Origin of the sequence: Stappia sp., assembly GCF_965276915.1 — a bacterium.
Lineage (GTDB): Bacteria > Pseudomonadota > Alphaproteobacteria > Rhizobiales > Stappiaceae > Stappia.
Window position 1 is genome coordinate 3,384,860 of the sequence record NZ_OZ255709.1, and the last position, 15,703, is coordinate 3,400,562.

The following is a 15,703-nucleotide window of genomic DNA, read 5'->3' on the forward strand; positions in this document are numbered from 1 at the left end:
GCTTACGAAGCCGAATAAACAGACATCGCGGTCTGAGTCTTGGGAGGAAGAGCCTTCTGGCGCGTCTTGATAGACCGCTGCCCGCCGAACAGATTTATATTTGCCTTTGGCGCATGAAGGTGCGATACGCGAAACCTAAAAAGCAAGGCCTTGTGCCTTGCTTTTTCTTTTTCCGGCCCTCGCTTTATTTGAACGATTACCTCGGACAGGCATTGAAGAACGCGCCTTCGGTTCCGAAAAACCGAAAGCACGTTACGCAGAGTTCCTCCCCGCTCCCCGACCTTTCACGCTGGAAGCCGGCGCCCTAGCCGCGCTCTTCGAACCAGCGATCCAGCGATTGCACGACCGGCGGCTCGCCGTTGGCGTCCGGCCAGGAATCGACCGCATAGGATGTTCCGTTCGCCGTATCCCGAATGACGGCGGTGGCATGCGGATAGCGCCCGTCCAGGAAGAAGCCGCGCGCCACCGGCCCGGACACGCCGTGGTGCCTGAGATAGCCCTTCTCGGCCACGACCAGCAGGACGCTCGTGGTGTTGGTCGCCTCGTCGATACAGTCCATCTGCCCCGGCACGCCGGAATTGTGCAGGTCGTAGCCGCCGACATCGCCTTGCGAGCCGACGATCGGACCGATCGCGCGTTCGTGCCAGGCGACCGCGTCGGCGATCGCGCGCCGCTCTGCCTCGGGCGAGGCGCGGCCTTTCGCAAGGATCGACTTCAGCCGCGCAAGATGGCGCCCCGACAGGTCGACGGGCGTCTTTCGGGCGCATCCGAATGCGTGGCAGACATAGATCCGCTCGCCCTTCGGCGCGACGCCGTCATGGGCGCCGAACCAGGCCCGTGCGGGTCCCGCGGACTGGCCGGCGCACCCCGCCAGCAGGGCCGCGCATGCCAGCGCGCCAGCCAGCCTGATCGCCTGCCTCGCCCCGAGCCTGACGGCATACCCGGCCGCCTCGTATCGAATCATGGCTGTTCCCCCAGCGTGTCCTCTCTTCTTATCGCCCCTCCGATTGCCTGATGGAAGGGGACGCGCTAAGTCACCGCGCAGGTATATCGGCTCCGGCTCACCATGCCGGACACCACGAATGCGAAGGACATCGTTCATGCAGCCAGTTCATGTTGTCGGTGGCGGATTGGCCGGATCCGAAGCAGCCTGGCAACTCGCCCGGCGCGGCGTCCCCGTGATCCTGCACGAAATGCGCCCGACCCGCGCGACCGACGCGCACAAGACCCAGGACCTGGCCGAGCTGGTCTGCTCCAATTCGTTCCGCTCGGACGATGCCGACCAGAACGCCGTCGGCCTGCTGCATGCAGAGCTGCGCGCCGCCGGCTCGCTGATCATGGCCAGCGCCGATGCGCATCAGGTGCCCGCCGGCGGCGCGCTTGCGGTCGACCGCGACGGTTTCGCCGCCGCGGTGACGCAGGCGCTGGAGGCCCATCCCCTTGTCACCGTCGAGCGCGGCGAACTGACCGCCCTGCCGCCGGAGGACTGGGACAGCGTCATCGTCGCGACCGGTCCGCTGACCTCCCCCGCCCTGTCGGAAGCCATCCTTTCGGCCACCGGTGAGGACGCGCTTGCCTTTTTCGACGCGATCGCGCCGATCCTGCATTTCGACAGCGTCGATCTCGACATCTGCTGGTTCCAGTCGCGCTACGACAAGGTCGGCCCCGGCGGCACCGGCAAGGACTACATCAACTGCCCGATGGACCGGGCCCAGTACGACGCCTTCATCGACGCGCTGATCGCCGCGCCCAAGGCCGAGTTCAAGGAATGGGAGGAGAACACCCCCTATTTCGACGGCTGCCTGCCGATCGAGGTGATGGCCGAGCGCGGCCGCGAGACCCTGCGCCACGGACCGATGAAGCCGATGGGCCTGACCAACGCGCACAAGCCTACGGAAAAGGCCTATGCGGTGGTCCAGCTGCGCCAGGACAACGCGCTCGGCACGCTCTACAACATGGTCGGCTTCCAGACCAAGCTGAAGCATGGCGGCCAGCTCGAGGTGTTCCGGATGATCCCGGGGCTGGAAGACGCGGTCTTCGCCCGCCTCGGCGGCCTGCACCGCAACACGTTCCTCAACTCGCCGAAGCTGCTCGACGGCACGCTGCGCCTGAAGGCGCGCCCGGCACTGCGCTTCGCCGGCCAGATCACCGGCTGCGAGGGCTATGTGGAATCGGCCAGCGTCGGCTGCATGGCCGGTCTCTTCGCCGCGGCCGAGCGGCTGGGAACGCAGTGCCCGCCGCCGCCGGCGACGACCGCCATGGGCGCGCTGCTCGGCCATATCACCGGCGGCCACATCCTGCGCGACGAGCCGGGCCCGCGCTCGTTCCAGCCGATGAACGTCAATTTCGGACTGTTCCCGCCGGTCGAGGCGCCGAAGGTCGACGACGAGGGCAAGCGGCTGAAGGGCAAGGACAAGACCAGGGCAAAGAAGCTTGCGATGACCCGCCGCGCGCGGGCCGATTTCGCCGAGTGGATCGCCGCCTCGGCGCCGCTGCCGCTGGCGGCTGAATAGGTTCTCCTCCGCCCCCGCGCGAGCCCCGCCGGCCCGGCCTCAGATGGCAGGGGCCGGCCGGTCGAGGGAACCGGCCTCGCCATTGCCGTTGCCGTTGCCATCCGCCTGCCTCGCCTCGGGGAGCCCGCCGTCCCGGCGGATATAGGTGACGTTCGAGGGGAAGGCGAAGTCCGAGCCGTGCGCCCGCACGATCTCGCCGATGCCCAGCAGAATCTCCTCCTGGATGGCGAGAAACTCCGAGCGGTCGGCGGTCGAGATGTAGGTGAAGAGCTCCAGGTCGAGCGAATAGGCGCCGTAGCCGACAAAGGACACGCGCAGCGCCACCTGATCGGCCACCTTGGGATGCGCGACAAGATGCTCCCGTACGGCGGCGGTGATCGCCAGCAGCGCGCCCGGATCGGTCTCGTAGCGCAACCCGATGGTGTGGCGAAGCAGGAAACGGTCGCGCCGGCTGAAATTGACGATCTTGCGCTTGGCGAGATCCGAGTTGGACACGGTGATGATCGTGCGGTCGAGGGCACGGATGCGCGTCGAGCGGATGCCGATCGCCTCGACGGTTCCGGACAGTCCGTCGAACTCGCAATACTCGCCCACGCGCACCATGCGGTCGGCGTAGAGGATCACGCCGCCGATCAGGTTCTCCAGCGTCGGCTGGGCGGCAAGCGCCACCGCCAGGCCGCCAACGCCGAGGCCGGCGATCACGCCATAGACCGGAATGCCGATCCGGGTCGCTCCGTAGCCGAGCAGGACAATCGCAAGCGCGAGACCCGCAAGGCGAAATGCCGAGAGCAGCAGGCTGGAATCGAGGCTGCCGGTGGGCACGGCCGGGTTCTTCATGACCCAACTCGCCAGGAAGTCGACCGCCTGATAGGCGAACCAGGCGATGCTGGCCCACATGACCGCCTCGGACACGGTTCCGACAACGACCATCAACCCGCCGGTGATGTTGACCTGATGGTCGACGAGATAGCGGAAGAGGAGGATCGTCGAGAACAGGACCACCGGCTGCTGCATGCGTCGCAGGCGCCTGCGAACCTCGGACAGGGGAACGGCTCGCCAGCGGTTCCGGCGCTGCAGGCCGAGCGGCGCGCAAATAGCCAGGGCGGACAGCAGGCCCAGCGAAATCCACTGCCAGACGGCCTGGTTGTTGAACTCCTTGCGCAACCAGTCCGGCCCGGCGAGAACCAGGTCGTACCAGCGCGGAGCGACCAGGTTGCCCGGCGTGTAGATGTAGTAGGCGTAAAGATCCTCGCCGGTATCCGAGCGCGAGGGGAAGAGCTTGACGGCCTCGTAGTCATCGGGGATGCGGGCGACCGTCTCCCGGGAGACAAGATACCGGACTTCGCCCTTCTCCTTGCCCACCCGCGCGAAAACGATGCTCGTGCCGGGGATCGTCCAGCGGTCGGGAAGGTCGACGGCTTCCCGGGCGTGGATGAAGGCGCCGGCCTCCTGACCTGGCACCGCGTCAAGGTCGGGCATGTAGATCCTGTCCAGTATCTCCTGGAACTGCAGCACGATCTCGATGCCCGCGCCATCGCGCGCCGTCTGCGGGATGTCCTCAAGGTCAAAGACCTGCCGGGCCTTGGCGATCAGCAGCCGCACCACGTCGAGGCGGCGCTCCTGATCGCTGCTCAGGAAAAACTCGCCGCTTTCCTGATACTCGTCGCGAACGCCCCGCCAGATCCGGCCGGCCTCGAACAGGAGAACCATGAAGCTTTCCAGCGTGGCGCGCGGGCTGGAGGTGTCGGGGGGAGCGATCGGATATTCACGGAAAAGCCTCTGCAGGTCGGGAACCCGGCTGCGAATGTCCTCTTCCACCTGTCGCGAGCTGTCGACCGTTCCACCGCGCAGGACGCTCGGCTGGACGAGCCCGCCGCCAGCGGCGGACTGGGCCGCGGCAGGCTCGGACAAGGGGCCGGGAAGGCCGATTGCCGCCGCAATTACAAGACACCCGGCAACCCCGAGGGCGCGGCCGTATCGACTGACTGCTCGATAGCCTGGAAAAAACATGCCGACTCGTTTGCCCCCGTTGATCCTGCGGGGGACCCTAGGGGGCAAACTTGAAGTGCCGGTTAAGCCTGCGAAGTTCGGCGACCCGCCTTCCGCGATGCCCGCCAAAGCATCCAGTTGCGCCGCAGCGCCGACAGCTCCGCCCGGTCGCTCAAGGGATCGAAACCCGGCCGCTCGATCCGCGCAAGCAGCGGCTCGACCAGGGACACGGGCAGGAAGGCCGGCACGATCTCGCGGGAGACGCAGCCGATCCCGGCACGCGTGCGCCCCAGATGCGCGCGCGCGACGCCGGCAAGCGCGGAAACCGCCTGCTTGAATTCGGGAGTGCATTTCGCCGCGAAGATGTCTTCCCGCTCGACCCCGTGCGCGTCGAGCAGGTCGGCGGGCAGATAGAGCTGCCGCCGCCGCGCATGCCACGGCAGGGCCCGCAACAGGCCGGTGATCGCATAGGCTACGCCGGCATGACCGGCAACCTCGGCGGTTCCCGGATCCTTGCCGCCGGCCAGGATGATCGCGGCGAGCTGGATCAGCACCGAAGACGTCTCCCCGGCATAGCCTTCCAGATCCTGAACGCTCGGCATCGGATCGTCGTAAAGATCGAAGACACGGGCATCGATCAGGTCGTGAAAAGCGGAGAGCGGCAATGCGTAGGCCGCGATCACGGCCCTGATCCGGCCCGCGACCGGATGCTGGTCGACATCGGAGCCGGGCGGGGCGTCAAGCGCATCGCGCCACCACTGGAAGCGGATCTCCCCCGGCATGGGATCGGAAACGATTTCCCGTGCCCGCGCGATCTCCATGTTGAACGCATAGAGCGCGGCAAGGGCCGAGCGCGCCGGCTCCCCCGCATAGAGCACGGAGAGGTAGCGGTCGAAATCGTGTTGGCGGACGAGCGCGAGACAGTGATCGCCCCCCACCGTGTCATCGGCTGTCATCGAACGACACCTAGCGCGGCGGCGGAAAAAGTGGAGAGCGGTCTTGTCCCGGCGATCCCATCAGCCGACCGCCAGCAGGACGGCCGCGACGGCCCGGTCCTCGGAAAGAAGCACGTTGTAGGTGCGCACGGCCGCGCCGGTCGACATCGGGTCGGCCATGATGGCGGCGGCACGGACGGCCTCGCGAAGCTCGCGCTTCAGCGGCACGAGGCCCTCGCCGGTTCCAACCAGGAGCACCTCGATATCGGCCGCTTCCTCGAACACCTTCTCGAGCGCTGCGGCATCCAGCTCCGATGCCGATGCCGCCTCGAACCCGTAGATGCCGCTCGGCACGCACAGGATCGAGCCGCGATGCGACATTCCCGCGAACCGGAAGCCGCCGTCGCCATACGCCTCGATCGGCGCGCGCCCGGGAAAATGGGCATCCCGGATGACGATGCCTTGTCCGCGCCCGGCCATCACCCGCTCCCGCTCAGGCGGAAGCGGCGGAGCCGGAAGACCCCTCGTCCGCCTTGTCGGCATCCGCCCCGCCGTCACCGCCGGTGACGCTGGAGGGACGCAGCTTGAGAAGGATGAGGAACGGAGCGGCAAGGAAGATCGACGAATAGGTGCCGATCACCACGCCGAAAATCATCGCCAGGGTGAAGGAGCGGATCACCTCGCCGCCGAAGGAATAAAGGGCGATCAACGCAAGCAGGGTCGTCACCGACGTCATCACGGTGCGCGACAGCATCTCGTTGATCGAGCGGTCGAGCAGCTCCGGCAGCGCCATCTTCTTGTAGCGCCGCAGGTTCTCGCGGATGCGGTCATAGACGACAACGGTGTCGTTCAGCGAATAGCCGATGATCGTCAGGATGGCGGCGATGCTCGACAGCGAAAACTCCAGCTGCAGCACGACGAACAGGCCGACGGTGACGACGATGTCGTTGATCGTCGTCAGGATCGCGCCGACGGCGAAGTGCCATTCGAACCGGAACCAGATGTAGAACAGGATCACCACAAGCGAGGCGATAACGGCGATCATGCCCGCCTGGGCAAGCTCGCCGGAAACGCGCGGGCCGACCACCTCGACACGGCGGAACTCGACGCTCTCGCCGAAGATCTCGCGCACCTGCGAAACCACCGCCTGCTGGGCAAGCTCGCCGCCTTCGGGCTGCTGCACGCGCACCAGCACCTCGTCTTCGGCGCCGAACTGCTGCACCTGCACATCGCCCAGATTGAGCGTGCCCAGCTGCGTGCGGATCGCGGAAATGTCGGCCGGCGATTCCATCGTCTTCATCTCGAAGACCGTGCCGCCCTTGAAGTCGATGCCGAAATTCAGCCCGACCGAAAAGAACAGCGCGATCGACGCGAGAAACATCACGGCCGACAGGGGGAAGGAAACGCTGCGCAGCCACATGAAGCGGATGCGCGTGTTGTCCGGGATCATTCTCAATAGCATGGCTCGGGTCCCCGGATGGTCAGATCGGCAGGTGGCTCGGGCGCTTCCAGCGCACCCAGACAGCCACCAGAAGGCGCGAAACGGTGAAGGCCGAGAACACCGTGGTGAAGATGCCGATCGCCAGCGTCACGGCAAAGCCCCGGATCGGGCCGGAGCCCAGCTGGAACAGGATCAGCGCGGCGATCAGCGTGGTGATGTTGGCATCGAGGATGGTGCCGAGCGCGCGCGAGTAACCGGCGTCGATGGCGCTGATGGCGGACCGTCCGGCCCTCGCCTCCTCGCGGATGCGTTCGAAGATGAGCACGTTGGCGTCGACCGCCATGCCGATGGTCAGCACGATGCCGGCAATGCCCGGCAGGGTCAGCGTCGCCTGCAGGAAGGTCAGCGCGCCGAAGATGAGGATGATGTTGGTGGCAAGCGCCAGATCGGCGATCACGCCGAAGCGCCCGTAGGCCAGCACCATGAAGCCGATCACCAGCGCGGCGCCGATGATCGAGGCGACACGGCCCGCATCGACAGAATCCTGCCCCAGGCCCGGACCGATGGAACGCTCCTCCACGACCGTCAGCTTGGCCGGCAGCGCGCCGGCACGCAGCAGCACCGCCAGATCGTTGGCGCTCTCGACGGTGAAACTGCCGGAGATCTGCCCCGAGCCGCCGGTGATCGGCTCGCGGATGACCGGCGCCGAGATCACTTCCTGGTCGAGGACGATGGCAAACGGTCGCCCGACATTACGCTGGGTGACGACCGAGAAGGTGCGCGCGCCCGACGTGTTGAAGCGGAAATTGACCACCGGCTCGTTGGACTGCTGGTCGAAGGAGACCTGTGCGTCGATCAGGTCCTCGCCCGACAGGAGCGGGGCTTCCTCGAGCAGATAGGGAAACGGCGGATCGTCGGCCGAATACATCACGATCGAACCGACCGGCGGACGGTTCTGCATGGCCTGCTCCGCCGACATCGACTGGTCGACCATGTGGAAGGTGAGCTGCGCGGTCTGCCCGACAAGCTCCTTCAGCCGCTGCGGGTCGCCTTCGCCCGGCGCCTCGACCAGGATGCGGTCCTCGCCCTGTCGCTGGATGCTGGGTTCGGTTGTGCCGAACTCGTCGAGACGCAGTCGAATCACCTCGATCGACTGCTGCACGATGGAGCTGATGCGCTGCGACAGTCCCTGTTCGGTATAGGAGAACCGCACCAAACCGTCGTCGGCAACGGACATCTCGAACTCGTCGACGGCCTGGCCGCCGAACACGTTGGTGACGAGCGGGTTGGTGAGCCCGGACAGGCGCGTGCGCGCCTCGTCAAGACGCGTCAGGTCGCGAATGCGCACCTGCGTGCCGTTGCCCTGCACGCCAAGGCCCGTGTAACCGATGCGCGGCTCGTCGCGCAGGGTCTGGCGAATGTCGCCTTCCAGCGTCTTCAGCCGCTTCTGGATGTAGTCGGCCCGGTCGACTTCATAAAGCAGATAGGCACCGCCCTGCAGGTCGAGACCCAGCACGATCCGGCTCTTGGGAAGCCAGTCGGGCATGGCCCTCAAGGTCGCGGGAGACAGGAAGTTCGGCAGGGTCGTGATTGCCCCGACGAGAATGACGAGGACGATCAGGGTGATCTTCCAGCGCGCGAAATAAAGCATGGCGTTGCCGTTTCTGCTGTGCCGTCGGCGCGACCGTCAGGCCGCGCCGGGAAAAAATGGCATCAAGGCCGGTGTCAGCCGTTGTCCTTGACCGGTTCGGACTTGGACCGCACTTCCGTGATCATGCTGCGCACGGCGCGAACCTTGAGACCCTCGGCCAGCTCAAGCTGCACTTCGCTTTCGTCGACGACCTTGGAGACCTTGCCGATGAGACCGCCGGCGGTCACCACCGTATCGCCCCGGCGCAGGTTGGCGACCAGTTCCTGGTGCTGCTTCATCCGCTGCCGCTGCGGCCGGATGATGAGGAAATACATGATCACGAAGATCAGCACGAACGGAAGGATCGACATCAGGAGGTCGGGGGTACCCCCTCCGATACCCTGTGCGTAGGCCGGTGAAATCAGCATATGTGTCTCCCTGGCCGGCCCTGCCCCTGCGTCCTAGCGCAAGCACGGCAAGTCACCGGCAACTGAACCAAAAGTCGCGCGGACTATACAAGTCGCGCCCGGCTTTGCAAGGCGAACCGGCGGAGAGGCGGAAAGCTCCGCGCGGCCGTTGCGGTGGTCTTGGGGTGCGGCTGCCGGCATGCTAGGTAACCGGCATCCTCCGCGCGGCCCTCCCCCGGCCGCCACCAGACAACCAGAACAAAGACCCACGGCACAGATATGGATCCCCAGCAACACGACAAGTCCGAAATGACCGCCATCGCATCGCGGCTGGACATCTTGATCGGTCTCATCGCGCGCGCGGTGCCGCCGGAGCGCCCCGCGCCGGATTTCACCGCCGCGGACGCCTTTGTCTGGCATGCATCGGAAGGCACGCTCGAACCGGTAGAGCGCGTCAACAGGATCGACATCTCGCTGCTCCAGGGCGTCGACCGGGCCCGCGACCAGCTGGTCGACAACACGATGCGTTTCGCCAGCGGGTTCGCCGCCAACAACGTGCTCCTGTGGGGCGCGCGCGGCATGGGCAAGTCCTCGCTGGTCAAGGCGACCCACGCCCATGTCAACGCCCTGCTCGCACAGGACGGCAAGGATGACCGGCTGAAGCTGATCGAGATCCACCGCGAGGACATCGAGAGCCTGCCGGCCCTGATGAAGCTGGTGAAGGCCGGCGGCCACCGCACAATCGTCTATTGCGACGATCTCAGCTTCGACAGCGGCGATGCCTCCTACAAGTCCCTGAAGGCCGCGCTCGACGGCGGCATCGAAGGACGCCCCGAAACGGTGCTGTTCTACGCCACCTCGAACCGCCGCCACCTGCTGCCGCGCGACATGATCGAAAACGAACGCTCCACCGCGATCAATCCCGGCGAGGCCGTCGAGGAAAAGGTCTCGCTCTCAGACCGTTTCGGCCTCTGGCTCGGCTTCCACAAATGCAGCCAGGACGAGTTCCTGGAGATGATCGAGGCCTATGTGGCCCATTACGGCCTTGAGCATGACGCGCAGACGCTGCGGGCCGAGGCGCTGGAGTGGGCGACGACGCGCGGCAGCCGCTCGGGCCGCGTCGCCTTCCAGTTCATCCAGGACCTCGCCGGACGCCTGGGCAGGAGCCTCCAGGGTTGATCCGGGCACACGGAAGCGCAGGTTGAACAGGCCGCCCGCCGTCCCCACCTGACCTGAAACGACGGCGGGCAGTCAGCAAGGAGGCGGGATGCGCAAACAGGGACGGTTGATCCGCTGGCTGATCGCGGGCGCTGTCCTGGCGCTCGCGGTCGCGGGCCTTGCGCTGCACGGACTGTCGGACTTCGACATTGCCGGGCGCACGCAGCGCGAACTGACCTTCGACAGCGGCGGGGCCGGCTTGTCGGGGACGCTGCTTCTGCCCGGGAACACCGGCGAGCGGCCGCAGGCGGTGGTGCTGATCGTCCATGGCGACGGTCCCCAGGACCGCTTTTCCGCCGGCGGCTACCTTCCCCTCGTCAACGCCCTGCTCGATGACGGGATCGCGGTCTTCACCTGGGACAAGCCCGGCATCGGCGCGAGCACCGGCGACTGGCTCGCCCAGTCGATGCAGGACCGTGCCGACGAGGCGCGGGCGGCCCTGTCGGCCGTTGCGGGCAGCCTGCCGCAGGCGCGCGGCAGGATCGGTTTCCTCGGCTTCTCGCAAGCCGGCTGGGTGTTGCCGCGCCTTGCCTCGACGGAAACGGACGCGGATTTTTTCGTGCTTGTCGGGGGCGCCGTGAACTGGCAGCGCCAGGGCGACTACTACACCGCGCGGCGGCTTGAGGCGGAAGGCTGGACGCCGGAGCGGATCGCAGGACACCTGATCGATGCGGATCGCCGGGAGACGGAACTGTTCTCGGGCCTTGCCACGGGAACCCTCGCGCCCGGCGAAGCCGCCCGGCGGATCGACGTGACGCCGGAACGCCTCGCCTTCATCGCCCGCAACCGGCATGAGGATGCGAGCACCGACATCGCGCGGATCGGCAGGCCGTTCATGGCGGTCTGGGGCGAGCGCGACCTCAACGTCAACCCGCGGACAAACGCCGCCGACTACCGGCGCCTGCATCGCCCCGCGCCGCCAAGCGTCGTGACAACGCTGCCGGGCGCGACGCACGGCCTGCTGCGGGCGAGCCTGTTCAACTATCAGCTGCCCGACCAGATGCCCTGGCATGCCAAGGCCGCCTTCGTGGCGCTCGGCCGCAAGGCCTATGCGCCGGGCGCGATTGCGTCGATGAGCGAGTGGATCCGCAACGTCACGGGAGAGTGATGCCGTACCGGCATCCCCCTATTGCGGCGGCTTGATGCGCGGAACAACCTGTTCCGGCCCGAGCTTGGGCGCGGTTCCTGCCAGCGGATCGTTGCCGGCCGCAGCCTGTTCGGAGATCGGCGGGCCGCTGTAGTTCGCCGGCGGGGCGACGCTCGAGGACTGCTTGCAGTCGGTCAGCCACACGTCGTAGACGGCGTGTTCCACGGCATGCAGGCCGGGACTGGCGGCGAACATCCAGCCGGTGAAGATCCGCCGCACCTCGTTGTTCAGCGTGATCTCGTCGACCTCGACGAAGGCGGTCGTCTGCGGCGCCTCGGTCTGCGGCCGGGTGTTGCACTCGCGCGGGGTCACCTGCAGCGCGCCGAACTGCACCGTCTCGCCGACATAGACGTCGAACGCGATGATGCGGCCGGTGATCTTGTCGAGCCCGGAGAAGACGGCGACAGGATTGACGATCTTCTCGGCCAGCGCCGGCGAGGCAAGGCCCGCCGACGCACCAAGCGCGATCAGGCCGGCGGCAAGCGCGCCCCGCCCCCGCGCGACACCCGCGCGCCCATTCCGCAATCCCGCAAAACGCATCATCCGCTACTTCCCCGTACAGATCGCCCGGTCACGCATGCGACAGGTCGGCAAGCCGCTTGCGCGCCTCGACAACCCGGTCGCGTCGCTCGACCAGCTCGACCCGCTTCTCCTGCTCGGCCGCCACGATCTCTTCCGGCGCCTTGGCGACGAAAGCGGCATTTCCGAGCTTCTTGTCGATGCGTGCGATCTCGTCGTCGAGCTTGCCTTCTTCCTTGGCAAGGCGTGCCGCTTCCGCACCAAGATCGATGAAGTCGGCAAGAGGAAGGCAGAAAACCGCTTCTCCACTGACAATCTGCACCGAGCCGCGCGGCGGCGCGTCGCCATGCGAGATCGCCTCGGCCCTGGCAAGGCGCAGGATCGCCGCCTCGTGCGCCTTGAGCCTCTGGCGCGTCACCTCGTTGGCGCCGGTTACCACCAGGGGCACCTTCGCTCCGGCGGGAACGTTCATCTCGGCGCGCACCGAGCGGATCGAGGAAATCAGGTCGACCACCCAGTTGATCTCGTCCGCCGCGCCCTGGTCGCCGCCGGCCGAACCTGGCCAGCGGGTGTGGACGAGCAGGTTGTCGCGGCTCGCCGCCGCATCCTCCTCGACCGCACGAGCCCACAATTCCTCGGTCATGAACGGCATGAACGGATGCAGCATCTTGAGGATCTCGTCGAGAACCCAGGCTGCGGTCGCGCGGGTTTCCGCCTGCGCCTCCTCGGCGCCCTCGTTGAAGATCGGCTTGGCGAACTCCAGGTACCAGTCGCAATAGGTGTTCCACACGAAGCGGTAGGCGGCGCCCGCCGCCTCGTTGAAGCGGAAGCCCTCCAGCGCCTCGGTGACCTCGGTGACGCAGCGCCCCGTCTCCGTGACGATCCAGCGGTTGACGGTCTCGCGCACGGCCGCCGGGTCGAACCCCTCCGGCCGGGCCCCGCCGTTCATCTCGACGAAGCGCGCCGCGTTCCACAGCTTGGTGACGAAGTTGCGGTAGCCCGCGACGCGGCTCGTCGCCAGCTTGATGTCGCGTCCCTGCGCGGCCATCGCCGCCAGCGTGAAGCGCAGTGCGTCGGCGCCGTATTCCTCGATCAGGGCCAGCGGATCGATGACGTTGCCTTTCGACTTCGACATCTTCTGGCCCTTCTCGTCGCGGACGAGGGCGTGGATGTAGACCGTGTGGAAGGGCTCGGTCTTCATGTAGTGATCGCCGAACATCATCATCCGGGCGACCCAGAAGAAGATGATGTCGAAGCCGGTGATCAGCACGCTTGTCGGGTAGTAGTTGGCAAGCTCCGGCGTCTTGTCCGGCCAGCCGAGCGTCGAGAACGGCCACAGCGCCGAGGAGAACCAGGTGTCGAGCACGTCCTCGTCGCGGTAGAGCGCGATGCCGGCCCCGTCCTCGCCGCTCTCCCAGCGGGCAAGCGCGGCCTCCATGTCGATGACCTCGACGGGCTTGCCGTAATGCTCGCCCGCGGCCGCGCAGGCCTCTTCCTCGCCGCGTTCGACGAAGATCCGGCCGTCCGGGCCGTACCAGGCCGGAATCCGGTGGCCCCACCACAGCTGACGCGAGATGCACCAGGGCTGGATGTTCTCCATCCACTCGTAATAGGTCTTGTCCCAGTTGCGCGGCACGAAATTGGTCCGCCCCTCGCGCACGCTGGCGATCGCCGGCTTGGCCAGCGTCTTGGCGTCGACATACCACTGGTCGGTCAGGAGCGGTTCGATGGGCACGCCGCCACGGTCGCCATGCGGAACCATGTGGGTATGCGGCTCGACCTGCTCGAGAAGACCGAGTTCCTCCATCCGCTCGACCAGCCGCTTGCGCACGTCGAAACGGTCGCCCCCCTCATAGGAGGCGATCGTCTCCGACAGTTCCACGCTGGACGCCACGCCCTCCAGGAACTCGGCATTGTCGGCAAGGCGGACCTTCGCCTCGCGGTCGAGGACCGAGATCATCGGCAGGTCATGGCGACGGCCGACCTCGAAATCGTTGAAATCATGCGCCGGGGTGATCTTCACCGCGCCTGATCCCGCGTCCGGGTCGGCGTAATCGTCGGCGACGATGGGAATGCGGCGGCCGACCAGCGGCAGAACCACATGCTTTCCGATCAGCCCCTTGTAGCGCGGATCCTCCGGATTGACGGCGACGGCGGTGTCGCCGAGCATCGTTTCCGGGCGCGTCGTCGCGACAGTGATGTAGTCGCGCGTCTCGAACTCCGTCGGCTTGCCGTCCTCGTCGAAGGCGACAGGCGCCTCGAAGGTCTCGCCGTTTTCCAGCGGATAGCGGAAATGCCAGAGATTGCCCTTCACCTCGACCTGCTCGACCTCAAGGTCCGAGATCGCGGTCAGAAGCTTCGGGTCCCAGTTGACCAGCCGCTTGTCCTTGTAGATCAGGTTCTCGCGATAGAGCCCGACAAACACCTCCAGAACGGCCCGCGACAGGCCCTCATCCATGGTGAAGCGCTCGCGCGACCAGTCGCAGGACGCGCCCAGCCGCTTCAGCTGGTTGAAGATCATGCCGCCGGATTCGGCCTTCCACTCCCAGATCCGGTTGACGAAGGCCTCGCGCCCCATGTCACGCCGCCCCGGCTCCTTGCGCTCAGCCAGCTGCCGCTCGACCACCATCTGCGTGGCGATGCCCGCATGGTCCATGCCCGGCTGCCAGAGCACGTCGCGCCCGCGCATGCGTTCGAACCGCACCAGAACGTCCTGCAACGTGTTGTTGAGCGCATGGCCCATGTGCAGGGAGCCGGTGACATTGGGCGGCGGGATCACGATCGAGAAGGACGCCGCCCCCGGTTCGGCGCCGGCGCCGGCCCTGAAGGCGTCTGCGTCTTCCCAGGCCTTGGCGATCCTGGGTTCGACTGTGGCGGCATCGTAGGTCTTGTCGAGCATCGGTTTTCCCGGGGAACTGTGAACTGAACGCGTGGTTACTCGCAGGCATGTCGCCAAGTCAACCACCGCGCACATGCGGGCTGGAAACGAAAACGCCGCCCGGAGGGCGGCGTGACGAGCGGATATGACGGCGCGGATCAGCGTCCGCGCGATACCCGCTCGATCTCCTGGCGTACGAGCCGCTCGACGAGCGGGGGAAGATTCTCGTCGAGCCAGCCCTTCAGCATCGGCCGCAGCATCTCCTTGACGAGATCCTCCAGCGTGCGGGCGTTGTTGGAAAGGATCGTGCCGGCCAGATTGTGGAACGCGGCCTGCACGGCCTGGTCCGCCGAGGGAGACAGCAGCTCTTCCGCCGTGCTGTCGCGCGCCGTGCGTGTCCAGGGATCGGATTTCGGCGTTTCGGCCTCGGCACGCTCGTCGACGAATGCGACGTCGCCGGTATCTTCTTCCTCGGTCGCAAGGCCCTCGACAAGATCGAACTCGTCCTCGTCGACGGCCTGGTCCTCGGTCAGCTCCAGGACGTCGTCGACATCGACCGCCTCTTCGACCTCGGGCTCGGGGTCCGGCTCGACTTCCACGTCGGCATCGCCGGCGGAATCGAACAGTTTGTCGAGGTCGTCCTGCGACATCTCCTCGCCGCCATCGGCAAGAGCGTCGTCCGTCATGTCGGCCTCGGCTGCAGCCTCGGCCTTGTCACCAGACGGTGTATCCTCATCGGAAATAATCCGGCGAATGGACGCCAGGATTTCTTCCATAGAAGGTTCTTGAGCCTGATTGGCGTTAGCCATACCGATCCCCGCACTCGACAACTCTGCGCCCAACCGTCCGGCTGGAGGGCCCTGGCATCGGGCCGGATGCACTGATTTGCATGCCGACTCGATCCTGCAGAATATAACGCGTTAATCCGCCGGGGGAAAAGCGTGACAACGTCACGAACCGGCCCGGCGGCCTTGTCAAGTGCAACAATTCCCCGATTCGGTCGCTTTTGCACGTGAAACCCGATGG

The 15,703-nt window shown here is 66.5% G+C and carries 13 protein-coding genes; 3 read left to right on the plus strand and 10 right to left on the minus strand.

Annotated elements, in window-relative coordinates; translation table 11 throughout:
• Nucleotides 1–304 precede the first annotated feature (304 nt).
• Nucleotides 305–964 (minus strand): hypothetical protein, encoded by a 660-nt coding sequence (locus tag ACQY46_RS15640; RefSeq protein ID WP_428696953.1) that lies wholly within the window; start codon nt 962–964, stop codon nt 305–307.
• Nucleotides 965–1,100: 136 nt separating this feature from the next.
• On the opposite strand from ACQY46_RS15640, the gene trmFO reads away from it, so the two are divergent.
• Nucleotides 1,101–2,513 (plus strand): methylenetetrahydrofolate--tRNA-(uracil(54)-C(5))-methyltransferase (FADH(2)-oxidizing) TrmFO, encoded by a 1,413-nt coding sequence (gene trmFO, locus ACQY46_RS15645; RefSeq protein WP_428696954.1) that lies wholly within the window; start codon nt 1,101–1,103, stop codon nt 2,511–2,513.
• Between the two features lie 39 nt (nt 2,514–2,552).
• On the opposite strand, the gene ACQY46_RS15650 is transcribed toward trmFO, so the two are convergent.
• The 6 genes from ACQY46_RS15650 to yajC form a co-directional block, all read right to left on the minus strand.
• Entirely contained in the window at nt 2,553–4,424 is a 1,872-nt protein-coding gene (locus ACQY46_RS15650) for a mechanosensitive ion channel family protein (protein ID WP_428696955.1), read from the minus strand.
• A gap of 161 nt (nt 4,425–4,585) precedes the next feature.
• Nucleotides 4,586–5,458, minus strand: coding sequence for a phytoene/squalene synthase family protein (locus ACQY46_RS15655; RefSeq protein ID WP_428696956.1), 873 nt, complete (start codon nt 5,456–5,458; stop codon nt 4,586–4,588).
• Between the two features lie 60 nt (nt 5,459–5,518).
• Entirely contained in the window at nt 5,519–5,917 is a 399-nt protein-coding gene (locus tag ACQY46_RS15660) for an Mth938-like domain-containing protein (protein ID WP_428696957.1), read from the minus strand.
• Between the two features lie 13 nt (nt 5,918–5,930).
• Nucleotides 5,931–6,899 (minus strand): protein translocase subunit SecF, encoded by a 969-nt coding sequence (gene secF / locus ACQY46_RS15665; RefSeq protein WP_306028892.1) that lies wholly within the window; start codon nt 6,897–6,899, stop codon nt 5,931–5,933.
• A 19-nt stretch (nt 6,900–6,918) separates the two neighbouring features.
• On the minus strand, nt 6,919–8,529 hold the full coding sequence (secD, locus tag ACQY46_RS15670; protein WP_428696958.1) for a protein translocase subunit SecD: 1,611 nt from the start codon (nt 8,527–8,529) through the stop codon (nt 6,919–6,921).
• Nucleotides 8,530–8,603: 74 nt separating this feature from the next.
• The gene (gene yajC, locus ACQY46_RS15675; RefSeq protein WP_428696959.1) at nt 8,604–8,936 is read right to left on the minus strand and encodes a preprotein translocase subunit YajC; all 333 of its coding nucleotides are present in this window, start codon (nt 8,934–8,936) and stop codon (nt 8,604–8,606) included.
• A gap of 288 nt (nt 8,937–9,224) precedes the next feature.
• On the opposite strand from yajC, the gene ACQY46_RS15680 reads away from it, so the two are divergent.
• Nucleotides 9,225–10,094, plus strand: a complete 870-nt coding sequence (locus ACQY46_RS15680) for an ATP-binding protein (RefSeq protein WP_428696960.1) — start codon at nt 9,225–9,227, stop codon at nt 10,092–10,094.
• An 88-nt stretch (nt 10,095–10,182) separates the two neighbouring features.
• Entirely contained in the window at nt 10,183–11,241 is a 1,059-nt protein-coding gene (locus tag ACQY46_RS15685; protein ID WP_428696961.1) for an alpha/beta hydrolase family protein, read from the plus strand.
• An 18-nt stretch (nt 11,242–11,259) separates the two neighbouring features.
• Here the strand turns inward: ACQY46_RS15685 and ACQY46_RS15690 are convergent, their stop codons facing one another.
• The 3 genes from ACQY46_RS15690 to ACQY46_RS15700 all read right to left on the minus strand — a co-directional run bounded on the left by ACQY46_RS15690 (nt 11,260) and on the right by ACQY46_RS15700 (nt 15,363).
• Nucleotides 11,260–11,823, minus strand: a complete 564-nt coding sequence (locus ACQY46_RS15690; protein ID WP_428696962.1) for a DUF2155 domain-containing protein — start codon at nt 11,821–11,823, stop codon at nt 11,260–11,262.
• A gap of 28 nt (nt 11,824–11,851) precedes the next feature.
• Nucleotides 11,852–14,698 (minus strand): valine--tRNA ligase, encoded by a 2,847-nt coding sequence (locus ACQY46_RS15695; RefSeq protein WP_428696963.1) that lies wholly within the window; start codon nt 14,696–14,698, stop codon nt 11,852–11,854.
• Nucleotides 14,699–14,835: 137 nt separating this feature from the next.
• Entirely contained in the window at nt 14,836–15,363 is a 528-nt protein-coding gene (locus tag ACQY46_RS15700; protein WP_428696964.1) for a PopZ family protein, read from the minus strand.
• Nucleotides 15,364–15,703: the final 340 nt, after the last annotated feature.